General features: G+C 72.2%; 19 protein-coding genes. 9 read left to right on the top strand and 10 right to left on the bottom strand.

The features are described 5' to 3' along the window. Nucleotides 1-10 precede the first annotated feature (10 nt). A complete protein-coding gene (eccB, locus tag OG379_RS28185) occupies nt 11-1,540 on the bottom strand; it encodes a type VII secretion protein EccB (protein WP_405665776.1) in 1,530 nt (509 codons plus the stop codon). 183 nt (nt 1,541-1,723) lie between these two features. Between eccB and eccE the strand changes: the two genes are divergently transcribed. The 9 genes from eccE to OG379_RS28140 all read left to right on the top strand — a co-directional run bounded on the left by eccE (nt 1,724) and on the right by OG379_RS28140 (nt 13,559). After that, nucleotides 1,724-3,064: a type VII secretion protein EccE gene (gene eccE / locus OG379_RS28180; RefSeq protein ID WP_362937841.1), complete on the top strand. Its 1,341-nt coding sequence runs from the start codon at nt 1,724-1,726 to the stop codon at nt 3,062-3,064. Next, nucleotides 3,061-3,771, top strand: a complete 711-nt coding sequence (locus OG379_RS28175) for a hypothetical protein (RefSeq protein WP_362937838.1) — start codon at nt 3,061-3,063, stop codon at nt 3,769-3,771. Before eccE ends, OG379_RS28175 begins: the two co-directional genes overlap by 4 nt. An 82-nt stretch (nt 3,772-3,853) precedes the next feature. Next, nucleotides 3,854-4,087, top strand: a complete 234-nt coding sequence (locus tag OG379_RS28170) for a DUF397 domain-containing protein (RefSeq protein ID WP_104791893.1) — start codon at nt 3,854-3,856, stop codon at nt 4,085-4,087. Between the two features lie 398 nt (nt 4,088-4,485). Next, the gene (locus tag OG379_RS28165; RefSeq protein WP_405665775.1) at nt 4,486-7,425 is read left to right on the top strand and encodes an SCO5717 family growth-regulating ATPase; all 2,940 of its coding nucleotides are present in this window, start codon (nt 4,486-4,488) and stop codon (nt 7,423-7,425) included. A 197-nt stretch (nt 7,426-7,622) separates the two neighbouring features. Then, the gene (locus OG379_RS28160; protein ID WP_393766480.1) at nt 7,623-9,494 is read left to right on the top strand and encodes an ABC transporter substrate-binding protein; all 1,872 of its coding nucleotides are present in this window, start codon (nt 7,623-7,625) and stop codon (nt 9,492-9,494) included. A 3-nt stretch (nt 9,495-9,497) separates the two neighbouring features. Continuing rightward, the gene (locus tag OG379_RS28155) at nt 9,498-10,589 is read left to right on the top strand and encodes an ABC transporter permease (RefSeq protein WP_393766481.1); all 1,092 of its coding nucleotides are present in this window, start codon (nt 9,498-9,500) and stop codon (nt 10,587-10,589) included. Beyond that, entirely contained in the window at nt 10,586-11,506 is a 921-nt protein-coding gene (locus OG379_RS28150) for an ABC transporter permease (RefSeq protein WP_405665772.1), read from the top strand. The genes OG379_RS28155 and OG379_RS28150 overlap by 4 nt, the downstream gene beginning before the upstream one ends. Further along, nucleotides 11,503-12,564 carry an ABC transporter ATP-binding protein gene (locus tag OG379_RS28145; protein ID WP_405665770.1) on the top strand — a complete coding sequence of 354 codons (1,062 nt, stop codon included), beginning with the start codon at nt 11,503-11,505 and terminating at the stop codon, nt 12,562-12,564. Before OG379_RS28150 ends, OG379_RS28145 begins: the two co-directional genes overlap by 4 nt. Then, nucleotides 12,561-13,559 (top strand): oligopeptide/dipeptide ABC transporter ATP-binding protein, encoded by a 999-nt coding sequence (locus tag OG379_RS28140; protein WP_393766484.1) that lies wholly within the window; start codon nt 12,561-12,563, stop codon nt 13,557-13,559. Before OG379_RS28145 ends, OG379_RS28140 begins: the two co-directional genes overlap by 4 nt. On the opposite strand, the gene OG379_RS28135 is transcribed toward OG379_RS28140, so the two are convergent. The 9 genes from OG379_RS28135 to nusA all read right to left on the bottom strand — a co-directional run bounded on the left by OG379_RS28135 (nt 13,556) and on the right by nusA (nt 26,174). Then, nucleotides 13,556-14,668 (bottom strand): XdhC family protein, encoded by a 1,113-nt coding sequence (locus OG379_RS28135; protein WP_405665769.1) that lies wholly within the window; start codon nt 14,666-14,668, stop codon nt 13,556-13,558. The two genes, OG379_RS28140 and OG379_RS28135, sit on opposite strands and share 4 nt — an antisense overlap. 78 nt (nt 14,669-14,746) lie before the next feature. After that, a complete protein-coding gene (locus OG379_RS28130) occupies nt 14,747-15,700 on the bottom strand; it encodes a bifunctional riboflavin kinase/FAD synthetase (protein ID WP_405665767.1) in 954 nt (317 codons plus the stop codon). 43 nt (nt 15,701-15,743) lie between these two features. Continuing rightward, entirely contained in the window at nt 15,744-19,301 is a 3,558-nt protein-coding gene (locus tag OG379_RS28125) for a serine protease (protein WP_405665765.1), read from the bottom strand. A gap of 233 nt (nt 19,302-19,534) precedes the next feature. Continuing rightward, nucleotides 19,535-20,431 carry a tRNA pseudouridine(55) synthase TruB gene (gene truB / locus OG379_RS28120; protein ID WP_393766488.1) on the bottom strand — a complete coding sequence of 299 codons (897 nt, stop codon included), beginning with the start codon at nt 20,429-20,431 and terminating at the stop codon, nt 19,535-19,537. After that, the gene (rbfA, locus tag OG379_RS28115; protein ID WP_104789492.1) at nt 20,428-20,886 is read right to left on the bottom strand and encodes a 30S ribosome-binding factor RbfA; all 459 of its coding nucleotides are present in this window, start codon (nt 20,884-20,886) and stop codon (nt 20,428-20,430) included. The genes truB and rbfA overlap by 4 nt, the downstream gene beginning before the upstream one ends. 25 nt (nt 20,887-20,911) lie before the next feature. Then, nucleotides 20,912-21,208 carry a DUF503 domain-containing protein gene (locus tag OG379_RS28110; protein WP_056792835.1) on the bottom strand — a complete coding sequence of 99 codons (297 nt, stop codon included), beginning with the start codon at nt 21,206-21,208 and terminating at the stop codon, nt 20,912-20,914. A gap of 201 nt (nt 21,209-21,409) precedes the next feature. Continuing rightward, on the bottom strand, nt 21,410-24,523 hold the full coding sequence (infB, locus tag OG379_RS28105; RefSeq protein ID WP_405665763.1) for a translation initiation factor IF-2: 3,114 nt from the start codon (nt 24,521-24,523) through the stop codon (nt 21,410-21,412). Between the two features lie 148 nt (nt 24,524-24,671). Next, complete coding sequence (locus tag OG379_RS28100) at nt 24,672-24,950, bottom strand: YlxR family protein (RefSeq protein ID WP_014153747.1); 279 nt, start codon at nt 24,948-24,950, stop codon at nt 24,672-24,674. A 183-nt stretch (nt 24,951-25,133) separates the two neighbouring features. Continuing rightward, nucleotides 25,134-26,174 carry a transcription termination factor NusA gene (gene nusA / locus OG379_RS28095; RefSeq protein WP_362937801.1) on the bottom strand — a complete coding sequence of 347 codons (1,041 nt, stop codon included), beginning with the start codon at nt 26,172-26,174 and terminating at the stop codon, nt 25,134-25,136. Nucleotides 26,175-26,176: the final 2 nt, after the last annotated feature.

Here is a 26,176-nt window from a genome sequence, read left to right as displayed (position 1 = left end):
TGGTCGCTCCTCACGAACCCTGCGGCTGGCGGGCCGCGCCCGTCGACAGTCGGGGGCCCGTCGGCAGGAAGGTGGACCAGGCGGCGGGTACGGGCGCGGGCTCGACGTCCTTGTACCCGAGATGGTTCTGCGCCTGCTGCGCCTCCTGCTGGCTGTTCTTCTTCTCCTCATCGGTGCCGGACTCACCGATGCCTGAGTCGCCCTGCACGCTGTCGCCGTTGGACTGCATGGCATAGCGCAGCCCGGTGTCGGTCACGAGGAAGAGAGGGCCGGAGTCGGGGCTGGACCCCTTGAACTGGCGGAAGAGCTGCCCCGATCCCGGGGTGGCGTAGGCGCTGCTGGAGCCGGTGGGGAGCGTGGCGGGGAAGGCCGTACTCGCCCAGGTGCTGAGCGTGCTGGTGCCGTCCTTGTCCGAGACACTGCGCAGGACGTTGCACACGGTGTTGCGGCTTCCGCTCGACGTGTCCGCGGAGTTGACGGGCGCCGGCTCACTCGTGGGCCAGTCCTTCGCCTGTCCGAACGCCTCCCCGGGCTCGAAGGCTCCGGCACTGACGTGCTTCACCCGTCCGTTCGGGTTGAGGTCGACCAGGGTGCGGCTGTTGACCAGGAGTTTGGCGACGAAGTCGGAGACCGGGGCGACCCTGCCCGGCAGCACCACGTACTTCTGGGTCCTGGTGCCGGCGGTGGCCGCGAGGACCCTGCCCACCTTGTTGTCCTCGGGCTGCAGCTGTCCCGGAACGCCCGCGTCGGCCCCAGGAGTTCCGTCGATCGCCGGGAAGGTGACCGCGTCTCCCATGTGCAGCGTGGCGAGCCAGTCGGCGGACACCCGCTGGGGGGCGTTCTGGTCGACCAGGGTGCGCAGCAGCAGTTCGTCCTTCTCCACCGCGTACGCCTTGCCCGAGGCGTCCACGATGTAGCGGGTCCTGTCCGGGCCGGGGCCCTCGACGTACATCACCTCGCCGCCCCGCAGCTTGCCCGTGCCTTCGGTCTTCTTCTCCTCGCGCTCCGCGAAGACGAACGCCGCCTTCTGGATGGCCCTGCCGCCCTCGCCGGGCCGCTCGCAGACCGCCCAGCGCTTGGTGGAGCCGGCTTCCTTCGGGTCGGGCAGGCGGTCCGGGGCGTACGGGATTCCGAGGGTCGCCCCGTGCGGGATCTTGCCGTTGTCGAGGACCGATTCGTCGACGTTGATGACCTTGCCCTTGTCCGGGGCGAGGAGGAGCTTCGCGCTGGACATGTTCAGGACGGGGTGGAGCTGCGTCTTGCCGTCGGTCTTCAACACCACGTAGCGGGTGGTGGATTTGCTGGCGATGATGACGTTCTCGTACGGGGTGTCCCACTTCTGGGGCGCCACGGGCTTGAACATCCCCCAGGCGCCGAACACCGCCAGGACGACCACGCCGACGATCGCTCCGGGCACCACCGCGCGAAGCGGACGCGGCGCGCCCTCTTCCGAGCCGGACGGGTGGGGCTGCAGGAACTGTGCGACCAACCTCCGCTTCGCGAAGGTGTAGGCATTGAGTTCGTCCCGCCGTGATGCCATGTGCGCGCTGCCCCTTCTCCCCAGTGGGCGACCAGGTTCCCACACCCGCCGTGGACCGCTGCCGCCGACCGGGACCCCTACTATGCCTGTTGGCACTTGGCATTCACCGCTCAGGTAGGGTGATCGCCCGATCAACGCCCGTGAAAAAAACGGTGAATACGGACACGAGGGGGCAACGCGGCGATGGCTGCAGCGACGGGCGAGCGCACGAGGCGGTCCACCCAGCGAACGCCCGCCCCTTCCCGGCGGCAACGCAGCAACGGACCGGACGGATCGGCTCCCCGTCAGTCGGGGGACACCCCCGCTGCGACCACTCTCCACTCGATCTCCAGGACCGGCCGCGTCGGTCCCGCGCTGCGGCAGCTGGTGCTCGTCGAGGCCGCCCTGGCGGTCGCCGTTGTGGGCGCCGCGCTCGGCGGTGCCTGGATGATCCCGGCCGGTGTGATCGCCGCACTGCTGATCCTGCTCGCGGTGGTACGCCGCCGGGGCCGGGCCGTGCAGGACTGGCTGTCGACCGTGTCGTCCCTCCGCCGTCGCAGGCGGACCGCCACGGCGTCACCGGCCGAGACGGAGCCGCAGCTGGCGCCGGTGGCGGAGAACGTGCCGGGGTTCGCTCCCTACATCTATGTGGACGGCGCCCGCCGGACGGTTGGCATGATCGGGGACGGGACGTTCCTGACCGCCGTCGTACGGGTCGAGGCGAGCGGTGAGTCGCTCCGTCAGGCCATGGGGGCCCGGGCGCTCCCGCTGTCCCTCCTGGGCGACGCGCTCGCGGTGGACGACATCGTGCTGGAGTCCGCGCAGTTGGTGCAGCAGGTGCGGCCCGCTCCGGCGCCGCATCTGCCGGAGAGGTCGGTGGCCAGGCTGTCGTACGCCCCCCTCCAGGACCGGACCGGGGCGCCCGCGCTGCGGATGACCTGGGTGGCGGTGAAGCTGGATCCGGAGCTGTGCCGGGAGGCCGTGGAGGCGCGCGGTGGCGGGCTCGGAGGCGCTCAGCGCTGTCTGGTCCGGGTCGCCGACCATGTGGCGAGCCGGATCACCGGCGCGGGGTTCCGGGCCTCGGTGCTGGACCAGGACGAGCTGAACTCCGCCGTGGCCACGTCCGCGTGCGCAAATCCCATCCTGTCGGCGCGCGCCGGGCGTCCGGATGCCGCGCCGCAGCGACGGACGACGGAGACCACGCGGGTCTGGCGCTGCGACGACCGCTGGCACACCACCTACGCCGTGGACCGCTGGCCCGAGCTCGGCCGGGGAGCGACTCCGCTGCCGCGGCTCGTGGCGCTGCTGACCTCGGTGCCCGCGTACGCGACGACGTTCAGCCTGACGGTGCGCCGCGGGGCGCACCAGGGTCACATGTCCGTGCGCGGCCACGTACGGATCACCGGCGGCTCCGACACCGAACTGGTCGGGGTACGAAGGACTTTGGAGCAAGCCGCCCGGCACGCGGAGGTCGGTCTCGTACGGCTGGACCGCGAGCAGCTGCCGGGTGTCCTGGCCACGCTCCCGCTGGGAGGCGCACAGTGACGAAGCACATCGCTCCGAGGCGGGGGCTCCTGGGGCCGCGCCATGCCGGTCACACCCTGGCTGCGGACCACCTGGGCGCGCTTTCGCTGCCGGTGGGGGACGACGGCGTGATCATCGGGGACGACGCCGAGGGGCGCCCGCAGATGATCGGGTTCCACCGGCCGGCGCCGTACGACGTCCTGTTGATCGGCGGTCTGTGGACCGCGCAGGTCCTGGCGCTGCGCGCGGCCGGTACGGGTGCGCGGGTGGCGGTCGAGACGGGCCGTACCCAGGCGTGGACCACGCTGGCGCAGGCCGCGGGTGCCGGTCTCGAGTGCATCTCGCTCCATGACGTGGGACGGGTCCCGCCGACCGGTGCGACCGTGGGCAGCCCCGTGGTGGTGGTGCGCGACTGCGGAATGCGTCCGCCACGCGGCCGGGTGGTGTCCTCGCCGTGGCAGTCGGTGCTGACGTTGCTGCCCTATCTGAGCCCCGTGGCACCCCGGTTGATGCGGGCGGCGACCCTCGTGGGTGTTCAGCGGGTCTCGCCGGAAGAGGCGCAGCAGATCGGCCGGATCCTGGGGCTCGCACGGGCCGAGAGCGAGGCGCTGCCCACCCTGGCCGACGGTGTGACTCTCTGGGTGGCGGGCCGTGAGCGCCACTGGGTGATGACCAGCGCGACGGACGTGGAGACCGGATTGCTGGGCACCGCTCGGAGGATGGACTGAATCCGTCCGGTTCGCGCCCCGGACCGGCCGCTTTTCAGGATCATGGCGGGGAACGACACAGTTCGACGGAAGGGACGTGCGCATGGGCACCCAGCAGGAAAAGGACGAGCTCTACGCTCTCGACATCTCGGATGTGGAGTGGCTGAGCGCACCCGGTACCGAGAACGTCGAGGAACGGGTCGAGATCGCCCACCTCCCGGGGGGCGCGGTCGCGATGCGGTCGTCGCTGGACCCGGGGACCGTACTGCGCTACACGGAGGCCGAGTGGCGCGCGTTCGTGCTGGGCGCCCGGGACGGCGAGTTCGACCTCAAGTAGGCGACCGCACGGCGCGGGGGCGGCGGTCGGGGACCGCCGCCCCTTCGCCGTGTCCGGCCCGCCCGCTCAGCCCTGTGCGGCCCGCCCCCTCGTCGTCCGGTCCCGCGACTTCGCTGCCTCCGGCCCCGCACCGGTGCGCGGAACATGGCCCGTTCCTCCGTGTTCTGCCACGCTCGCTCCGTATGGGAGCCGCACGTGACCTACGGGACAGCGGTCGCGAGTGATACGGCCTGCCGTAGTGCGCCCCATGGCGATTAGGGTGGGTGGGGGCGCGGCAGAGGAACCTGCGGGCAGGCACTGCGCGTCACAAGGGGGAGAGCCGGGCGGACCGGACATAACGGGAACGGTCGCCCCCACCCACCACGGCACAAGGGTGCTCGACCACACCAGGAGGCAAAGTGAACGGCGATCGGGACGAGATCAGCGGGGGATGGAACACGCCCGTCGACGAGTCGTCCGACGCGGATCCCGCCGAGATGACGGGTGAGTTCACCATCGACTACACCCCTCCCGCCTGGTACACGCAGAACGCGCCGGGCGACTCCTCGGGAGGGGCGGGGTCACACCTGGCGCCACCTCCGCCGCCGCAGGGGGCGCCGCTGTCCGTACCGGGGCCGCCCGCTTCCGGTGGATTCGAGCCCGGCTGGCCGCCGGTTCCGGCCGCACCGTCCGAAGCGTCGTCGGCCGCCTCGTCCGAGCCGCCCTCGCCTTCCTACGAGCCCGCTCCCCCGGCGTCGGCCGCCCAGGCCGCGGGCTCCGAGGAGCCTGACGCCGGGAGCGGTACGGACGCCGCCTTCGGTGGCGGTGATGTGGAGAGCGGCGCCACCATGCGGTTCTCGCCCGCCGCTCTGAAGCAGGAGATCGCCGAGCGCGAAGCGGCCAAGGCCAGGGCGGGGGCCGGGTCCACGGACTCGAGTTCCGCCGAGCCCACGCCTCCGGCCGCCCCGTCCGAGCCCGAAGGCGCGGCCCCGGCCGGCCCGGTGGGTGAGAAGGAATCCGCGGCATCCGAGGACGACGCTGCGGAGGCGAGCACCCCGGAGCCGGAGGCGTCGCAGGTCTCCGTACGGGAAGCCGACGGCGAGCCCGGGACGGACGAGCGACGGGCCGACGGACGGACCGACGAGCCGGCGGGCTCCGTGACGGATGCAGGCCCCCAGGGCACACCGCCGGGCGGTACACCGTCGGACGGCACACCGCCCGGGGGCGCATCCACCGCCGACGCGCCGTCCACGGACGCGCCGTCCGCCGATGCGCCTCAGGGCTCCGTGGCGCCGAACGCGCCGGCCCCGTGGACGCCCGCGCCGCCCGCGCAGGGCGCCCTCCCGCCGCTGCCGCCCGCCTTCCAGCCGGCCGCACCGCAGCCGAGCGCTCCTCAGCCCGCGCCGCAGTGGCCCGCACAGCAGCCGCCCGCTCCGCCCGCCGGCACGGCGGGCGGGTACGGCTTCCCGCAGGCCCCTACGCCGCCACCGCCCGCGCAGCCGTCCCCGCCGGTTGCCCAGCAGCCGGTTCAGCCCAACGCGCCCGCGCCGCAGGGTGGTTACGGCTTCCCGCAGGCACCGCAGCAGGGCGGTTACGGGTTCCCCCAGGCACCGCAGCAGCAGTACCCCGCCCAGGGTGCGCCTCAGCTGCCCCCGGGCGCGCAGCCCCAGGGCGGCTACGGCTTCCCGGCTCCGCAGGCCGTCCAGCAGCCCCCCCAGTTCCCCGCGCAGGGTGCCCCGCTCCCCCCGCAGGCCCCCCAGCAGCCGGCCCAGAGCACGCCGAACCTGCCTGCACAGCAGCAGCAGCAGCAGCAGCAGCAGCAGCAGCCCGAGGCCTACCAGCCCCAGCCGCCCACGCCCCAGGCCCCGCCGGTCGACCCGCGCACCGGCGCCGCCTGGCCGACGCCGGTCACGCATGACCAGCGCGAGCGCTCCGTGCCGGGCGCCCCGCTCGGCTACACGGCCGCCGTGGAGCTGTCGTCGGACCGGCTGGTCCGGGGCAAGCAGAAGGCCAAGAGCAGCCGCACCCCGTCCGCCGCCTCCCGCTTCAAGCTGGGCGGGAAGAAGGAGGAGATCGAGCGGCAGCGCAAGCTGGAGCTGATCCGCACGCCGGTGCTGTCGTGCTACCGGATCGCGGTCATCAGCCTCAAGGGCGGCGTGGGCAAGACCACGACGACCACCGCGCTCGGCTCGACCCTGGCCACCGAGCGGCAGGACAAGATCCTCGCCATCGACGCCAACCCGGACGCCGGCACGCTCGGGCGACGGGTGCGCCGGGAGACCGGGGCGACGATCCGCGACCTGGTCCAGGCGATCCCGTACCTCAACTCGTACATGGACATCCGCCGCTTCACCTCGCAGGCTCCCTCGGGCCTGGAGATCCTCGCCAACGACGTGGACCCCGCGGTCTCCACGACCTTCAACGACGAGGACTACCGCCGGGCGATCGACGTCCTGGGCAAGCAGTACCCGATCATCCTCACCGACTCGGGCACGGGCCTGCTCTACAGCGCGATGCGCGGTGTGCTGGACCTCGCCGACCAGCTGATCATCATCTCGACGCCGTCCGTCGACGGCGCCTCGAGCGCGTCGACCACGCTGGACTGGCTGTCGGCGCACGGCTACGCGGAACTGGTGCAGCGCTCCCTGACGGTCATCTCCGGGGTCCGCGAGACCGGCAAGATGATCAAGGTCGACGACATCGTGCAGCACTTCGAGACGCGCTGCCGCGGCGTCGTGGTCGTGCCGTTCGACGAACACCTGTCGGCGGGCGCCGAGGTGGACCTCGACATGATGCGGCCGAAGACCCGGGAGGCCTACTTCAACCTCTCCGCGCTCGTCGCCGAGGACTTCCAGCGCGCACAGCAGCAGCAGGGGCTGTGGACGACCGACGGCAGCAATCCGCCGCCGCAGTTCGCCCCGCCCATGCCCGGCCAGCAGACGCCCGGTCAGCAGACGCCCGGCCAGCAGCCGTACGCCCCCCAGCCCGGTCAGCCCTACCCGGGGCAGCAGCAGTACCCCGGCCAGCCGTACCCGGGGCAGCCGCAGCAGCCGTATCCGCCCCAGCAGCCGTACGGCGGGCAGCAGCCGTACGGAGGACAGCAGCCTCCGCCCCAGCAGGCCGCCGCGCCGCAGCAGCCGTACCCGCCGCACGCCGGCCCGGGTGCGCAGAACAACAGCTGGCAGCAGTCGCTGCCCCCGCAGGCGCAGCCCGGTGCGGGGCAGGCCGGACCGCCTCCGCCGCCCGCGCAACACGATGGCCAGGCACATCAGTCCGGACAGCCCGAACTGCAAGGCCCCGTTCCGCCCGCGGGCTGGCAGCAGCACCCCCCGCAGCCGCCGCCGGCCCCTCAGCAGTAAGGCAGTAGAGGTCTAAACCAATGAGGGCCCGCACCGTTCACACGGTGCGGGCCCTCATCGCATTCCCGCAGACCACACGCGGTTTGGCGGACCGTTGACGCGACTCGACCGCCGCTGATAAACCTTCGCTTCACCAGCTGGCGAACCAGAGATCTGCCCGCCTTCACCGTGCGAGTCATGACGCGAGGTCCACGTCCATGGTCACAAGATTCCCACCGAGCTCCTCCCGCCCACGCGGCCGCCTGCGTATCCTTCTCGCCTCCGGAGCCGCCGCCCTGGCGCTGGCCGCCGGATCGGTCGTCCCCGGCAACCCGCTCACCCCCGCCCCGCAGGCGCAGGCCGCCGACGGGAAGTCGACCCTCACGGTCGCGGTCGCACAGAGCGTCGACTCCCTGAGCCCGTTCCTCGCTCAGCGGCTGCTCTCCACGAGCATCCACCGGCTGATGTACGACTACCTCACCAACTACGACGCCAAGGACAGCCACACGATCCCCGGCTTCGCCACCAAGTGGGAGACCTCCGCGGACAAGCTGACGTGGACATACACCATCCGGTCCGACTCGAAGTGGTCGGACGGCGAGCAGGCCACCGCCGAGGACGCGGCGTGGACCTTCAACACGATGATGACCGACGAGGGAGCCGCCACCTCGAACGGCAGCTTCGTCGGCAACTTCAAGAAGGTCACCGCGCCCAGCCCGGACAAGCTGGTCATAGAGCTGAAGAAGCCTCAGGCCACGATGACGGCGCTGGATGTGCCCATCGTCCCCAAGCACGTCTGGGAGAAGGTCGGCGACTTCTCGAAGTTCAACAACGACACGAAGTTCCCGATCGTCGGCAACGGGCCTTTCATCCTGACGGACTACAAGGTCGACAGCTATGTGAAGCTGAAGGCCAACAAGGACTTCTGGCGCGGTGCGCCCAAGTTCGACGAGCTCGTCTTCCGGTACTACAAGGACCAGGACGCAGCCGTCGCCGCCCTCCGAAAGGGTGAAGTTTCCTTCGTCGCCGGCAGCCCGAGCCTGACCCCCGCGCAGGCCGCGTCGCTGAAGAGCGCCGACAACATCAAGGTGAACGACGCCCCCGGCCGGCGCTTCTACGCACTGGCCACGAACCCCGGCGCGCAGACCAAGGACGGCAAGAAGTTCGGCGACGGGCACGCGGCCCTGCAGGACCAGAAGGTCCGCCAGGCGCTGTTCATGGCCGTGGACCGCACGACCATCATCGACAAGGTCTTCCAGGGCTACGCCATAGAGGGCGAGGGCTACATCCCGCCGCGCTACGGTTCGTACTTCTGGAAGCCGTCGGCCGAGCAGAAGCTCGCCTACGACCCGGCGAAGGCCGGTGCCCTCCTCGACGAGGCGGGCTACAAGAAGAACAGCGCGGGCAAGCGTGCCGGCAAGGACGGGAAGCCGCTCGACTTCCGTATCCTCTGCCATGCCACGGACCCCAACGACAAGGCGATCGGCAAGTACCTCCAGGAGTGGTGGGGCGACCTCGGCGTCGGTCTGAAGGTCGACTGCCGGGACAACGTCTCGGACCCCTGGTACGCCGGTGAGTACGACCTCGCCTTCGACGGATGGTCCGTCAACCCGGACCCCGACTTCGTCATGTCGATCCACACGTGCGCCGCGCTGCCGGCCAAGGCGAAGGAAACCGCGCAGACCGACAACTTCATCTGCGACAAGCAGTACGACGAGCTCTACGCGAAGCAGACGGCGGAGTACGACCCCGCCAAACGGGCCGACCTCGTGAAGCAGATGGAGTCGCGGCTGTACGACACGGGGTACATGAATGTCATGGCGTACCCGAATGCCGTCGAGGCCTACCGCACCGACCAGATCAAGTCGATCACGACCATGCCCTCGGACGCGGGCAACATCTACGGCCAGGACGGTTACTGGAGCTGGTGGTCCGCGGTTCCGGCCGCCGGTGCGTCGGGCGACTCGTCCGACGACAGCGGCAGCTCCACCGGAGTCCTCATCGGTGTCGGTGTCGCCGTAGTCGTCCTCGCCGGTGGCGGGCTGCTGTTCGCCATGCGTCGTCGTTCCACCGCGGAAGACCGTGAATAGTCCATGAGCACAGAAAGCACTCCCGCGCTCCTGAAGGGCGCGGCGGGCGTGGACGCTGTGCAGACCGACGGCCCGGCTCCGGCCGGGCCGTCGGCCCGCAGTCCACGCGCCCGCAGCACGACCGCGTATCTCCGTTATGCGGCGGGCAAGCTGGCCGGTGCGGCCGTCTCGCTGTTCGCCGTGCTCGTCACCAGCTTCTTCCTGTTCCGCCTGATCCCCGGCGACCCGGTCAAGCAGATGACCGGCGGCCGGCAGGTGTCGCCCGAGCAGATCGCCGCGATGCGCAAGGAATTCGGGCTGGACCTGCCGCTGTGGCAGCAGTTCACCGAGTACTGCGGCAAGGCCCTGACCGGGGACTTCGGCACGTCGTACCAGTTCCGTGCCCCCGTCATGGACAAGATCGCCGAGGCGCTCCCCGCGACGCTGCTGCTCACCGGCACGGCGTTCGTGATCTACACGGTGATCGGCATCTGGCTGGGCGCCAGGTCCGCCTGGCGCAACGGCTCGGCGGGCGACCGCTTCCACACGGCCTTCGCCCTGACCCTGTACTCGGTCCCCTCGTTCTGGCTCGGCCTGCTCCTGATCATCACCCTGTCGGTCGGCATCGGGCCCATTCCCGGCATGTTCCCGACCGGCGGCATGGAGTCCGGCAGCGAGAGCGGCTTCGCGTACGTCCTCGACGTGGCGCACCACCTCGTGCTGCCGGTCATCACCCTCGTCGCCGTCGAGTACGCGCGCACCCTGCTGGTGATGCGCTCCTCGCTGCTCGACGAGATGGGCAGCGACTACCTGACGACGGCCCGCGCGAAGGGGCTGCGCGACGACCTCGTACGCCGCCGGCACGCTGTCCCGAACGCGATGCTGCCGACGGTGACGCTGCTCTTCGTCAATCTGGGCAACACGGTGGCGGGCGCCATCCTGGTGGAGACGGTGTTCTCCTGGCCCGGCCTGGGCGGACTCTTCTACCAGGCGCTGAGCGTGCCCGACCTGCCGCTGGTGCAGGCACTGTTCTTCATCTTCGCCGCCGCGGTGATCCTGATGAACACGCTTGCCGATGTGATCTATCCGCTCCTCGATCCCCGGGTGGGCCGATGACGACCTCGACCGACGCCGCGCCGGCCCTCGGCCCGCGCGCGCTGACCTGGACCCGCCGACGCCAGGCCGCGGCCCGCTTCTGGCGGCAGTACCGCGGCCACCGTGCGGGCCTGGCCGGCCTCGCCGTGCTCGCGCTGATCGCCCTGACCGCGCTGGCTGCCCCGCTGCTGGTCGGCACGGACTCGCTGAGCGTCACCGACGCGCCGGGCGGCGCGCTGGAGTCACCGAGCGCCGACTTCCCCCTCGGTACCGACCAGTTCGGCCGCAGCCTGCTCGCCCTCCTGGTGTGGGGGACGCGGGTGTCGCTGACCGTCGGCCTGCTCGCCGCCTTCCTCTCGGTGGCCATCGGGACGCTGGTGGGCATCACGGCCGGTCACTTCAAGGGCTGGTACGGCAACGTCGTCATGCGGATCACGGACTGGTTCCTCGTGATGCCGACACTGGTGCTGGCCATCGCTCTCGCCACCGTGCTCTCGCGGTCGCTCTGGACCACGGTCCTCGCCATCGGCGTGACGACCTGGCCGACGACGGCGCGGCTCGTGCGGGCTCAGACGCTGTCCGTGGAGTCCCGTCCGTACATCGAGCGCTCCAAGGCGCTCGGGGGCGGGCACGGCCACATCATGTCCCGCCATGTGCTGCCCAATGTCATGCCGCTGGTGCTCGCACAGACCACGTTGGTGATCTCCACCGCCATCCTCACCGAGGCGACCCTCGCCTTCCTCGGGCTCGGCGATCCCACGATCGTCTCCTGGGGCGGGCTGCTCCAGGACGCCCGTGAGGCCGGAGCGGTCAGCTCCGGCAACTGGTGGTACCTCGCTCCGCCCGGACTCGCCATCGCGGTCGTCGCCCTCGCGTTCACGCTGTGCGGCCGCACCATCGAGTCCGTGCTCAACCCCAAGCTGGGGGTGTCCCGTTGACCGCCGTGAAGACCGAGAGCGTTCCGAAGCCGGAGACCGGGCAGCCACTGCTCGACGTCCGGAACCTGCATGTCACCTACGGCTCCGGGGCCTCGGCCGTCCCCGCCGTACGGGGAGTCGACCTGCGGGTCGAGGCGGGCCAGAAGCTGGGCATCGCCGGGGAGTCCGGGTGCGGGAAGTCGACGTTGGCACTCGCACTGCTGAGGCTGCTGCCCGCCACCGCGTCCCTGAGCGGCGAGATCCTGCTGGACGGCGAGGACATCCTCACCATGAAGTGGGGGCGGCTGCGCGCCGTGCGCTGGGCGGGGGCGTCGATCGTCTTCCAGGGCGCGATGCACTCGCTGAACGCCGTGCACCGCATCGGGGACCAGATCGCCGAACCGATCCTGCTGCACGGCAGGGGAACCCCGGCGGCCGCCCGCAGGCGCGCCGGTGAGCTGCTGGAACAGGTGGGCCTTCCGGCCGCACGCGCGGACGCCTATCCGCACGAGCTGTCCGGCGGTCAGCGCCAGCGCGTGATGATCGCGATGGCGCTGGCCTGCGACCCGCGGCTGATCATCGCCGACGAGCCCACCACGGCCCTTGACGTGATGATCCAGGCCCAGATCCTGCGGCTGATCGAACAACTCGTCAGCGACGAGGACCTCGGCCTGATCATGATCAGCCACGATCTGGCGGTGCTCTCCGACACCTGCGACCGGCTGTCGGTGATGTACGCGGGCCGGGTCGTCGAGGAGGGACCGGCCAAGAAGGTCTACGAGAACGCCCGTCACCCCTACAGCAGCGCCCTGTCGGCCGCCTTCCCGCGGATCGGCGACCTCTCGTCGCGGCACGCGCCACGCGGCCTGCCGGGAGATCCGCCGGACCCGTCGGCGCTGCCCTCCAGCTGTACGTTCCATCCGCGCTGCGCAGCCGCGCTGGACTCCTGTGCCACCGAGGACCAGGAGCTGCGGCCGGCCGGCCCGTCCCGGCGGGCGGCCTGTGTGCTGGTGGAGCCGGAAGCCGCCGCGACGCCCGGTCCGCACGGCGGTACCGAGGAAGCAAGGAGCACCTCATGACGACCACTCCCCCGGCTCCCCTGCTCAGCGCCCAGGCGCTGGAGGTCGCGTTCCCCGGGCGGCGCGGGGCGGCGACCGCGCGGGCGGTCGACGGGGTGGACCTCGACATCCGTCCCGGCGAGATCGTCGCCCTGGTCGGCGAGTCGGGCTGCGGGAAGACGACGCTGGCCCGGTCCCTGCTGGGCCTGGTGCCGCCCACGGCCGGCCGGGTCACGTTCGGCGGCGAGCCCCTCGACTACGCGGGCCGGGCGCTCAAGGCGTACCGCAAGCGGGTGCAGCTGGTGCTCCAGGACCCCAGCGGTTCCCTCAACCCCCGCCACACGGTGTACGACGCGGTGGCGGAGGGCCTGCGCATCCACGGCTACGCGGGCGACGAGCGGGAGGCCGTGTCCGGGGCCCTGTCGCGGGCGGGACTGCGGCCTCCGGAGCGGTTCTTCCTGCGCTACCCGCACGAGCTGTCCGGCGGTCAGCGCCAGCGCGTCGTGATCGCGGGCGCACTGGTCCTGGAGCCGGAGCTGATCGTCGCGGACGAGCCCGTGGCCTCGCTGGACGCCTCCGTACGCGGCGAGATCCTCGCGCTCCTGCTGCGGCTGCGGGACGAACTGGGCCTCTCCGCACTGGTGGTGACGCATGATCTCGGGCTGGCGTGGAACATCGCGGACCGGGTGGCGGTGATGTATCTCGGCCGGATCGTGGAGACGGGTGACGTCGAGCAGATCCTCACGGCTCCCCGGCACCCGTACACCCAGGCGCTGCTGTCGGTGCTGCCGGAGGCGGACGGTGAGCCGGTGCTGCTGACGGGCGAGCCGCCGGACCCCTCGAAGGTCCCGTCCGGCTGCCGCTTCCACGCCCGGTGCCAGATCCTGGCCTCGGGCGAGGCGGAGCGCGCCGGAGTCGCGGACGCGTGCCGCACGAAGGATCTTCCGGTGCTGGAGGGGGACGGCCGCACCCAGGTGGCCTGCCACTGGGCGGCCGCGGGGGCGGGCGTCTCCTAGGCGCCGCCGCGGTCGTGGTGGATCGCGCCGGCCAGCTCCCCCAGGGGGCGGCCGGTGCCGCCCCAGCGGTGCTGGATGATCTCGGCGGCGATGGAGACGGCCGTCTCCTCGGGCGTACGGGCTCCGAGGTCGAGGCCGACTGGTGAGGCGAGGCGGGTCAGTTCCGCCTCGCCCACCCCCGCCTCCCGCAGCCGGGCGATCCGGTCGGCGTGGGTGCGGCGGCTGCCCATCACACCGATGTACGCGGCCGGTGTGCGCAGCGCGGCGGCGAGCAGGGGCACGTCGAACTTCGGGTCGTGGGTCAGGACGCAGACGACGGTGCGCGCGTCCACCGGGGTCGACTCCAGGTAGGTGTGCGGCCAGGCGCAGACGACCTCGTCCGCCGTGGGGAAACGCTCCCGGGTGGCGAAGGCGGGGCGGGCGTCGCACACCGTCACCCGGTAGCCGAGGAAGGACCCGATCCTCGCGGTGGCCGCCGCGTGGTCGATGGCCCCGAAGACGAGCATGCGGGGCGCGGGGGCGTACGTCTGGACGAAGACGGTGACGTCCTGCATCCGGCGCTCGCCGTGCGCGCCGTACCGGACGCTGCCCGTGGCTCCCTGGGCGAGCAGTCCGCGCGCGTCGTCGGTGACGGCGGCGTCGAGACCCTCGTCGCCGAGCGAGCCGCTGACACGGCCGGTCAGGACCACCCGGCGGGCGCCGGGCGGCGCCGCTCCGGACACCACGGTGGCGAGCGCGACGGGTTCCCCTGCGGCGACGGTGTCGACGAGTTCCCGCAGTCCGTCCCGGTCGGCCGCCGTGACGAAGGGCTGCACCAGGACCTCGATCGTGCCGCCGCAGGTCAGCCCGACACCGAAGGCCTCGTCGTCGCTGATGCCGTAGGTCCGCAGCTCCGTCCGGCCGGTGGTGAGCGTCTCGGTGGCGACCTCGTACACGTCGCTCTCCACGCACCCGCCGGAGACGCTGCCCGCCACCGCGCCCGTCGCGGCCACCGCCATGAGGGCGCCGGGGGCCCGTGGCGCGCTGCCCCGCACCCCGACGACGGTGGCCAGGGCGAAGGGCGTACCGGCTGTGTGCCAGTCGCGCAGTTGCGACAGCAGTTCACGCATGGGCGGGCGTCCTCCCGGGCTCGACGGGCTCCTGCCCCGACCATGCCCCGGTGCAGGTGTGCGCACCACAGGAAGGGGTCAAGCCCGCTCGTACGCCGCGACCAGCTCGCTGGAACGCTTCACGTCGGCGGCCATCGCGACGAGCAGGTCGTCGATCGACTCGAACTTCAGCATGCCGCGTACATAGGCCAGGAAATCCACCGCGACGTGCAGCCCGTACAGGTCGAGGCCGACGCGGTCGATCGCGTACGCCTCGACGGTCCGCTCCGTGCCGTCGAACTGCGGGTTCGTGCCCACGGAGATCGCGGCGGGCATCGCCTCGCCGTTCACCGTGAGCCAGCCGGCGTAGACGCCGTCGGCGGGGATCGCGGTGTGCGGCAGGGTCTCCACGTTCGCCGTGGGGAAGCCGAGCTCGCGACCCCGTTGGGCGCCGCGCACCACGACGCCCTCGACGCGGTGCGGGCGGCCGAGGATCTCCGCGGCCCCCGCGACGTCGCCCTCGGCGACCAGGCGGCGGGTGAGCGTGGAGGAGAACGGCTCGCCGCCGCCCGCGTCACCGCTCACGTAGAGGTCGATGACCTCGACCCGGAAGTCGTACGTCGGACCGAGCTCGGCGAGGAAGGTGACGTTGCCCGCCGCCCGGTGTCCGAAGCGGAAGTTGGGGCCCTCGATGACCAGCTTCGCGTGCAGCTTGTCGACGAGCACCTTCACGACGAAGTCCGCGGGCGAGAGCTTGGAGAACTCGGAGGTGAACGGCAGGATCAGCACCGCGTCCACCCCCAGTCCGGCCATGAGCTCGGCACGCCGCTGGTGCGGTGCGAGCAGCGGCGGGTGAGTGCCGGGGCGGACGACCTCGCTGGGGTGCGGGTCGAAGGTGACGACGACGGAGGGCACACCGAGCTCGCGTGCCCGCTCCACGGCACGGCCGATGATCAGCTGGTGTCCGCGGTGCACCCCGTCGTAGGAGCCGATGGTGACGACGCTGCGCCCCCAGCCCTCAGGGATGTCCTCCAAGCCACGCCAGCAGTGCACTCTGACCGCTCCTCGCCCGAACCTGTGTACGTGTGTATGTCCATTACGCAGGTCTAAGACTGCCATGCTCACGTCCCGCGGCCTGCATCGGCATAGGGATCCCGGGCCGCGAACCGTCCAGTGCCTCCATCGTGCGCCGGGCGCCGGGGCCCACGACGGCGGCCCACTCCTGCGGGGCGTCCGCCAGCCAGCGGCCGACGAGGGCGGCGAACCCGGGAACCTCCCGGGCGAGTTCGACCAGGCCGCGGTCGAAGCGCGCCGCGCCCTCGGGCGTCCGTACGAGGAGCATCCCGGTGCGGTGCACCAGAGCCCGTGTACGGGCCTCGGGGCGGCGGCCGGAGCCGGCCGCGGCCGCCCTCAGCAGGGCGCCGAGGACCTCCGGGTCCCTCCCCTTCTCCTGCTCGAACTCCAGCAGGACCTCCAGCAGCTCCGCCCGCAGCGGCCTCGAAGCGGCGCTGCCCGTGGCGGCGAGCACCCGGGCCAGCGCGGCGCGCACGGACGGGGGTGCGGGCCGGTCCCGCAGCAGCCCGGTCATCAGGGGCAGCAGGAGCGCCCGGGCGGCGGGACTGTGCTCCAGCCGGAGATCCACATAGGCGGCGGCCTGCGCCCCGGAGTCCTCGCCGTCGCCACGGCTGTCGATGTAACGGCGTAGGAGACCCGGGGCGTGCAGCGCCAGGGCCGGGGTGTCCAGGGCGGCCAGCTCCCGCAGGACCCCGTCGGCGGCCTCCCCGGGCAGCGAGAGGCGGGCACGCAGCGCGGCCAGCACCGGCTCGGGGTGTTCGGGGAACACCTCCGTGAGCAGGCTCAGCGGCAGCCGGGGGTCTCCGGCGGCGAAGAGCCTCAGGGCCTGCGGCAGGTACCGGCCCCCTGTGCCCGGGTCCCGCACGAGGACGGTGAGCGCCTGTGCGTGCAGGGGTGTGTCGTCCGGCCGGGCCAGCAGGGTGAGCGCCGCCCCGCGCAGCAGGGCGCGGTCTGAGGAGGTCAGGGCGCGGGCGGCGGTGAGCGTGGCGTGGACCGCCGCGGCGGCGCGCCGCTCGGGCCGCTCCTCGTCGCGCGCCCAGCGGTCGACGGCCCGGCAGAGGGCGGCCGGCTCGTCCTCGGCGAGAGTGGTGAGCAGTTCCGCGGCGCGCGGGTGGTGGGTGTCGACGAGCGCCTCGGTCAGGTCGTCGACGGCGAGGTCCCGGCGGGCGTACAGGAGCGCCTGCGCGGCGGCGGCCACGGTGAGCCGCATCGGCAGGCCCTCCTCGGCGGGCAGGGGGCTCTCGTCGGTGAACCAGCGGCACAGCAGCGCCTGCACGGCCCTGGGCTGGGCGGCCAGGCGCCGGGAGACGGCGTCCAGATACCGTTCACCGCCGTCCGCGCGGGGGGCCCCGTCGGCGGGCAGGAGACGGCGCAGGAGATCGATCCGGTCAGCCTCCGGCAGCCGGATCCGGCGCCAGAACCACGGCCCGAATTCCACGTAGGGTCCGAGCGCGGCGGGGCCACCGCCGGACAGGGAGCGCCGGGTGATCCGGCCGGCGAGCACCCGCAGCACCCCGAGGCAGGGCCGGGCGTCGGGGACCCTGAGCAGGCTCTCCCGGAGCAGGTGCGCGGCCCACCAGGCGGCGTCGGTGAGCCGCTCCTGCGCGCCCGGGCCGGACGGCAGTCGGTCCATCGCCTCGATCAGGTCAGCCATGCGGTGGGCCAGGGCCGCGGGCCCCTGCCGCCGCTCCAGCAGGAGCATCGCCTGGAGCACGGGGCCGATGCGGTGGCGCGGCACCGGGAGGTTGTGGGGTTCCGCCGGGTCCAGCGGGGCGGGCGCGGGTTCTGTGGAGGCCCCGTCCGCATGCCAGCGGTGGACCAGCGAGTGCAGCGCCGCGTCCAGGTCGAGGTGCGCGCCCTGCACCCAGTCGCCCAGCTCCTCGTGGGCGAAGCGGTATCCCGCGCCCGCCGGGACCAGCAGGCCCTCGGTGAGTACGGCCGAGGCCCAGCCCGTGCGCCAGGGGAAGATCTCCTCGAACGCCGCCCGGTCCAGCTCGCCCTGGCCCGGCCCGAGGCAGCGTCTGGCCGCCTCGTGGACCTGGCCGGCCACCCTCGCCGCCAGTCTGCGGACCGCGGTGCCCCGGAGCCGGGGCTCGGCCTGGACCCCGATCCGGACGGCGATCCGGACGCAGGCGAGATCCAGATGGGCGGCGAAGACCTCCTCCGTGCCCGGCCTGCCGGGCACGTCGGGCGGCAGTGCGGCCCGCACCTCGGCGAGCAGGCGCAGCGTGAGCGGATGCCGGTCGTGGCCGGGAGCGATCGTGCCGGGCGGGATGCCGTACCGCTCCGCCGCCCGCTCGGCCTGTTCCGCCGTGAGGTCGCCGAGCCGGACTGCGGACGGCAGGCCTCCGGCAGGCCGCTCCGGGCGGTGCAGTGTTCCCGGGGGGTACAGCGCGCCGGCGGTCTCCCAGTGCTCGGGGCGGCAGGCGACGACCATCCGCACCTCGTGGGCCTGCAGCCACTCGGCCGTCGCCACGGCCCACCCGGCGAGCCGGTGGGCCAGCAGGGGCGGCATCTCCTCCGGGCCGTCCACGACGACCAGGAGCGGGTTCCCGGAGGCCGCGGCCAGGCGGGCCACCCGCTCGGGGGTGGCCGCCTCCATGTCGCCCCTGGCCCCGGCAGCGGTGAGGATCCTGCCGGAGCGCTGCAGCGCCCTGGTCATGGCGTCGGTGACCGAGGTGTCGTCGGCCAGCAGATCGGCCCCGCGCAGCCAGAGCGTCAGCGCGGGCACGGGCCCCCGGGCACGGCGGTCGGCCAGTGCGGCGAGCTCCGTGGTGCGGCCGGTCCCGGGGGCGCCGACCATGCCGAGCACGGGTCCTGTGCCGGTCTCGAAGGCGGTGAACTCCGCGCTGATGTCGGGGCGTTCGACAGCCTCCGTGCCGCAGGGCCGGCTGTCAGCGTGCCCGAGCGAGGTGGCGGTCAGCTGCAGCGCCCCCGCGAGGTTGAGATCGCGGCCGTACCCCGGAACGCTGTTCGCGTTGCGCCGGAGCACCTCGGCCAGCGGCGCCGGAGCGTCCTGGGGGGCCAGCGGCACCGCGAGCCCGGCGGTCTCGCGCCCGGCGCTCAGCGCGGTCGAGAGCACGCCGAGGACGGCACCGGTGCGCGGGTCCGTCACGGGCCCTCCGACGGCGGCGCCGCCGGACCGCAGCGCGTCGCGCCCGTCCGTACCGAGGGCGAGTTCCAGCGCGTCGGTCACGGGGTGGTCGCGTCCGCCCTCGGAGTACGTCGCGGGGATCGTCCCGAGCACCCGTGCCTCGCGCCAGCCGTGGGCGGCGATCCGCACATAGGTGCCCGTCCCGATCTGCTCCCGTACGGCGATGGGGAGCGGCTCCACCCCGAGGGTCCCGGGGCCGCCGGTGCGCAGCAGGGCGAGGCCGAGAGCGGGCAGCTCGGTGATGTCGTCGGGGCCCACGGGGCAGCTGAGGCCGTCGGCGGAGTGCAGCGTCAGGGGCACGGAGCGCGCGACGGCCTGATGGCTGGTGACGACCGTGCCACGGTCGTCCGCGACGAATCCGGTCCCCCGCGGCCGGCCGGCCTGATCGCAGATCTTCACAAGTTTCGACCGGTCCCCGCTGCCCATGGTCCGACGGTAGGTCCCAGATGATCGCCACCGGAAACGCGCGGGGCGAAAGCGCCCCCCTCGCACCCCCCGGTCACTCCGAGCGCCCGTCCATTGGGGTGAATCGGCGGGTTCTTGTGGACAGGGATGGTCGCGGGAGGGGGATCGTGGAGCGGGCACGCACCGGGGGGCTGCCCGCTCCACGACGGGCCGAACCCATGGGGAGCCCCCGTGACCTTCGTCGGACCGGGACGTCAGGCGAAGACGGCGAGGCTCTTGGCCTTGCCCTTCTGCTCCTCGACGAGCACGAGGAACGCCCCGTCGGGCCCGAAGACCCCTACCGGCCCCGGCGGATAGGACGGCATGTCCAGCCGCACGCCGTTGAGCAGCAGCTTGGCGCGCTTCTCGTCCACATCCCAGCGCGGGAAGGCCGATGCGGCGGCCTCGGCCACCGGCATCACGGTCAGCTCCTGCTGGTGCTGGTCGAGGGTGCGCGCCGCGTCGATGCCGTACGGTCCGACGCGGGTGCGCCGCAGCGCGGTCAGGTGCCCGCCCACGCCGAGCCCGGCGCCGAGGTCACGGGCGAGGGCGCGGATGTACGTACCCGAGGAGCAGACGACGGAGACGACCAGGTCGACGACCGGGGTGCCGTCCTCCGCGACGGCCTCACGGACGTCGTAGACCCGGAAGGACGAGATGGTCACCGGGCGGGCCGGGATCTCGAACTCCTCGCCGCCGCGCACCCGGGCGTAGGACCGCTTCCCGTCGATCTTGATGGCGCTGACCTTGGACGGCACCTGCATGATCGCGCCGGTCAGTGCGGCGACCCCGGCGTCGATGCCCTCGCGGGTCACTCCCGAGGCATCGGTGGACGAGGTGATCTCGCCCTCCGCGTCGTCGGTGACGGTGTCCTGGCCGAGCCGGATCGTCCCCAGGTACTCCTTCTCGGTCAGTGCGAGATGCCCGAGCAGCTTGGTGGCTCTCTCGACGCCCAGGACGAGGACGCCGGTGGCCATCGGGTCCAGCGTGCCGGCGTGGCCGACCCGCCGGGTCCGGGCGATGCCGCGCATCTTGGCCACGACGTCGTGCGAAGTGAAGCCGGACGGCTTGTCGACGATGACAAGGCCGTCCGGCGTTTTGTTCTGCGTCATGCGGAAGGTGAGCCCTCGCCGTTCTCGTCCTCGTCCTCCGGCTTGCGGTACGGGTCCGCGTCGCCGGCGTACGTGGCGCCGGAGGACGCCTCACGGACCTTGGCGTCCGAGGCACGTGCCCGGTCGAGCAGGTCCTCGATCGCCTTGGCGTTGTCCGGCAGGGCGTCGGCCACGAAGGCCAGCGTCGGGGTGAACTTCGTCCCCGCCGCCGCTCCGACCGCCGAGCGCAGGATGCCCTTGGCGCTCTCCAGGCCGGCGGCCGCGCTGGCCCGCTCCTCGTCGTCGCCGTAGACCGTGTAGAAGACCGTGGCCTCCCGCAGGTCGCCGGTGACACGGGTGTCCGTGATGGTCACGTGCGTACCCAGACGCGGGTCCTTGATACCGCGCTGCAGTTTCTCGGCGACCACCACCTGGATGAGGTCCGCCAGCTTCTTTGCCCGCGCGTTGTCGGCCACTGGTCCTTCTCCTTCTTGAACGTGCTCAGTCTTCTTCGTCGTTGTGCAGCCGCCGTCGTACGGACAGCAGCTCCACCTCCGGCCGGCCGGCGATCATGCGCTCGCACCGGTCGAGTACGTCTGTGAGGTGCCCGGTGTCCCCGGAGACCACGGCAAGACCGATCTGGGCCCTGCGGTAGAGATCCTGGCCGCCCGTCTCCGCGACGCTCACCGCGAACTTGCGGTGGATCTCGGCGACGATCGGGCGGACGATGGAGCGCTTCTCCTTCAACGACCGTACGTCGCCGAGGAGCAGATCGAAGGACAGTGTCCCCACATACATGTATGTCCGGATGTCCCGCCGGTTCGGGTTCGGGGTCCGGGGTCGTCCCCCGGACTGGCACAGCCACGCCCCGCCTTCACCCGGCGGGAACATCCGAACCGTACACGCAACGGCCGGGGCCGATCGACGGAAATACGACCCGTCGACCGGCCCCGACCGTGCAGGAGAGCCCGGGGGTCACCCCCCGGGGTTCCCCGTGGATCAGCCTCGCGGCTTCTCGCGCATCTCGTACGTCGCGATGACGTCGTCGATCTTGATGTCGTTGAAGTTTCCGAGGTTGATACCGCCCTCGAAGCCTTCGCGGATCTCGGTGACGTCGTCCTTGAAGCGGCGCAGACCGGAGATGTTGAGGTTCTCCGCGATGACCTTGCCATCACGCAGCAGGCGCGCCTTGGTGTTGCGCTTGACCTCGCCGGAGCGGACCAGCACACCGGCGATGTTGCCCAGCTTGGACGAGCGGAAGATCTCGCGGATCTCCGCCGTACCGAGCTCGACCTCTTCGTACTCCGGCTTGAGCATGCCCTTGAGGGCCGCTTCGATCTCTTCGATCGCCTGGTAGATGACCGAGTAGTACCGGACGTCCACGCCCTCGCGCTCGGCCATCTGCTCGGCACGCCCTGCGGCGCGCACGTTGAAGCCGATCACGATGGCGTCGGAGCCGGTCGCCAGGTTGATGTCCGACTCGGTGACCGCACCCACACCGCGGTGCAGGACCCGGATGTCGACCTCTTCACCGACGTCGAGCTGGAGCAGCGAGGACTCGAGAGCCTCCACCGAACCGGACGCGTCGCCCTTGATGATGAGGTTGAGCTCCTGGACCAGACCGGCCTTGAGCGCCTCGTCCAGGTTCTCCAGGGAGAACCGGACACCCTTGCGGGCGAAGTTGGCGTTGCGCTCGCGGGCGGCCCGCTTCTCGGCGATCTGACGCGCCGTGCGGTCCTCGTCGACGACCAGGAAGTTGTCGCCGGCACCCGGGACGTTGGTGAGACCCAGGACCAGGACGGGGGTCGAGGGACCCGCTTCCTGGACGTTGTTGCCGTTGTCGTCGAGCATCGCCCGGACACGGCCGTACGCGTCGCCGACGACCATCGTGTCGCCGATGCGCAGCGTTCCGCGCTGGACGAGGACGGTCGAGACGGCACCGCGGCCGCGGTCGAGGTGGGACTCGATCGCAATACCCTGCGCGTCCTGCTCCGGGTTGGCCCGCAGGTCGAGCGAGGCGTCGGCGGTGAGGACGACGGCCTCCAGCAGTGCCTCGATGTTGAGGCTCTGCTTGGCGGAGATGTCGACGAACATCGTGTCGCCGCCGTACTCCTCGGCCACCAGACCGAACTCGGTGAGCTGACCGCGCACCTTGGTCGGGTCGGCACCCTCGACGTCGATCTTGTTGACCGCGACCACGATCGGCACCTCGGCCGCCTTGGCGTGGTTCAGCGCCTCGATCGTCTGGGGCATCACACCGTCGTTCGCCGCCACCACGAGGATCGCGATGTCGGTCGACTTCGCACCACGTGCACGCATGGCGGTGAACGCCTCGTGACCCGGGGTGTCGATGAAGGTGATACGGCGGTCCTCGCCGTTGACCTCGGAGGAGACCTGGTACGCACCGATGTGCTGCGTGATACCGCCGGCCTCGCCCGCGACGACGTTCGTCTTGCGGATCGCGTCCAGCAGCCGGGTCTTACCGTGGTCGACGTGACCCATGACGGTCACGACCGGCGGACGGGAGACCAGGGCCTCTTCGCCGCCCTCGTCCTCACCGAACTCGATGTCGAAGGACTCGAGCAGCTCGCGGTCCTCCTCCTCCGGGCTGACGATCTCGAGGACGTAGTTCATCTCGTCCGCGAGGAGCCTCAGCGTCTCGTCGGAGACGGACTGCGTGGCGGTGACCATCTCGCCGAGGTTCATCATCACGGCGACGAGCGACGCCGGGTTGGCGTTGATCTTCTCCGCGAAGTCGGTCAGGGACGCGCCGCGCGACAGCCGGACAGCCTGCCCGTTGCCGCGAGGCAGCATGACGCCGCCCACCGACGGGGCCTGCATGGCCTCGTACTCCTGGCGCCTCTGACGCTTCGACTTGCGGCCACGACGCGCGGGACCACCGGGACGGCCGAACGCGCCCTGTGTGCCACCACGGGCACCCGGGCCGCCGGGACGTCCACCGAAGCCGGGACGACCGCCGAAGCCGCCGCCACCACCGGGACGGCCTGCGCCGCCACCACCGGGACCGCCGGGACGGCCGGCGAAGCCGCCGCCACCGCCACCGGGACCGGCCGGACGGCCTGCGAAGCCGCCGCCACCGGGACGACCGCCGCCACCACCCGGGCGACCGGCGCCGCCACCGGGACCACGGCCGCCGCCGGGGCCACCGCCGGGACGCGGGCCCGCAGCGGGACGCTGCGGCATCATGCCGGGGTTCGGACGGTTACCCGAGGGGGCACCGCCCGGACGGGGAGCCTGCGGACGGGGCATGCCGCCCGGAGAGGGACGTGCGCCACCCTGACCCTGGGGGCGCGGGGCGCCGCCGGGACCACCCTGGGGGCGCGGGGCGCCGGGGCGCTCCTGACCGCCGCCGGGGCGCGGGGCACCGCCGGGACGGGGCGCCTGGGGGCGCGCCATGCCGGTGGAACCGCCGGAGGTGAAGGGGTTGTTGCCCGGACGGGGACCGGCCGGACGGGCGCCGCCGGGGCGCGGGGCGCCCTGGCCTGCGGGACGCGCGGGGCGGTCGCCGCCACGCTCGCCACCACGACCGCCGTCACGCTGACCACCGTCGCGGCCACCGTCACGCTGACCGCCGGCCGGAGCCGGACGGGCGGGACGGGGACCGGGGGTGGCACCCGCGGGACGCGGGGCCTGCTGCGGCGCGGCCGGCTGCTGGGCCGGAGCCGGTGCCGAAAACTCCGCGGCGGGCACCGGGGTGACCGGGGCGGGCTTCGGCGCGGGCTTGGGGCCCGGACGGGGGCCCGCAGACGGCGCGGAGGGCGCCGTGGGGGTGCTGCTCGCCGGAGTCTCCGCGGCGGCCGGCTTGGGGGCCGGGGCGCCGGGCTTCGGGGCAGCGGGACGTGCCGCAGCGGCCGGGGAGGGCGCTGCGGGCTTCGAGGGGGCGGCCTTGCGGGGCGCGCCAGGCTTTGCAGCGGACTTGCCGGCGTTGCCACCGGGACCCTGCAGTGCGTCAGTCAACTTGCGTACGACCGGCGCCTCGATAGTCGAGGACGCCGAACGGACGAATTCACCGAGTTCTTGGAGCTTGGCCATGACGACCTTGCTCTCCACCCCGAACTCCTTGGCGAGTTCGTATACCCGGACCTTAGCCACTTCGCTCCTTTTAGGTCCGGGTTACCGCCGGACCGTCGCTACTTCATGGGCGTACTCATCGCGTACTCATCGAGTGCTCATCGCAATCTCGACCTACTTCCAACTCGCGAGGTACCTGACCGCACGGGGACCCGTGCCGTTCACTTTCTTACGGTGTCACCCGCTCGACGAACCGCTGCAGTGCCGCGGAGTCGAACGGCCCCTTGGCCTTGAAGGCCCGGGGGAATGCCCGGCGGCGGACCGCCAGGTCGAGACAGACAGAGGCGGGGTGTACGTACGCACCCCGGCCGGGCAGCGTACCGCGTGGATCAGGGACAACTTCTCCCTCGTCCACCACGATGCGCAGCAGCTCGCTCTTGGCCGCTCGCTCCCGGCATCCCACACAGGTTCGCTCGGGGCAAGCGCGGGCGTGCGTCCGGCCAGACACGTTTAAGTCTACCTCCCCGCATCGACCTCACCCCTTGGGGGCAAAAATCGAACGGATGTTGTCGTGATCTCAGCGGCCTGGCGCCTCGATCTATTCCTTCGGAGACCGTCCGGAGACCGTCCGATGGCTGCCCAGGGGCCCGTGCGGGCCCGCCCGGGCAGGCCCCGGGCGGGGGCCCGTGGGTCAGCCGCGCTCGGAACGCTCCCGGGCGCGCTCGGCGCGCTCACGGTCCGCGACGTCGCGCTCCTCGTCGGTCTCGGTGTCCGGGCGGATGTCGATACGCCAGCCGGTGAGACGGGCGGCCAGGCGGGCGTTCTGCCCCTCCTTGCCGATCGCCAGCGACAGCTGGTAGTCCGGCACGGTCACCCGGGCGGAGCGCGTCCCGAGGTCCACGACCTCGACCTTGCTCACCCGTGCGGGTGACAGCGCGTTGGCGACCATCTCGGCGGGGTCGTCCGACCAGTCCACGATGTCGATCTTCTCGCCGTGCAGCTCGGCCATGACGTTGCGCACACGGCTGCCCATCGGGCCGATGCAGGCACCCTTCGGGTTGAGGCCGGCCCGGGTGGAGCGTACGGCGATCTTGGTGCGGTGGCCCGCCTCGCGGGCGATGGCCTCGATGACGACCGAGCCGTCCGCGATCTCCGGAACCTCCAGCGCGAAGAGCTTCTTCACCAGGTTCGGGTGGGTGCGCGAGAGCGTCACGGACGGGCCGCGCACACCCTTGGCCACCCGCACGACGTACGTACGGAGCCGCAGGCCGTGGGTGTACTCCTCACCCGGGACCTGCTCCTGGACCGGCAGGATCGCTTCCAGCTTGCCGATGTCGACCAGGACGTTCTTCGGGTCCTTGCCCTGCTGGACCAGGCCCGTGACGACGTCACCCTCGTGGCCCGCGTACTCCCCGAACGTCCTGTCGTCCTCGGCGTCGCGCAGCCGCTGCAGGATGACCTGCTTGGCGGTGGTCGCGGCGATGCGGCCGAAACCGGACGGCGTGTCGTCGAACTCCTTGGGCTCCTGGCCCTCCTCGAGCTCGGCCGGGTCGTCCTTCGCCCACACCGTGACATGGCCGCCGGCGTCCAGCTCGACGCGCGCACGGCGGTGGCTGCCGTCGGTGCGGTGGTACGCGATGAGGAGGGCCGACTCGATCGCCCCGACGAGCACGTCGAAGGGGATCTCCTTGTCCTGCGCCAAGCCCTTCAGAAGCTTCACATCGATGTCCACGG

Origin of the sequence: Streptomyces sp. NBC_01166, from assembly GCF_045039765.1 — a bacterium.
In the GTDB taxonomy this organism is placed as follows: Bacteria; Actinomycetota; Actinomycetes; order Streptomycetales; family Streptomycetaceae; genus Streptomyces.
The sequence above is the reverse complement of the archived record's forward strand: the minus strand, read 5'-3'. Positions and strand labels throughout refer to the sequence as shown.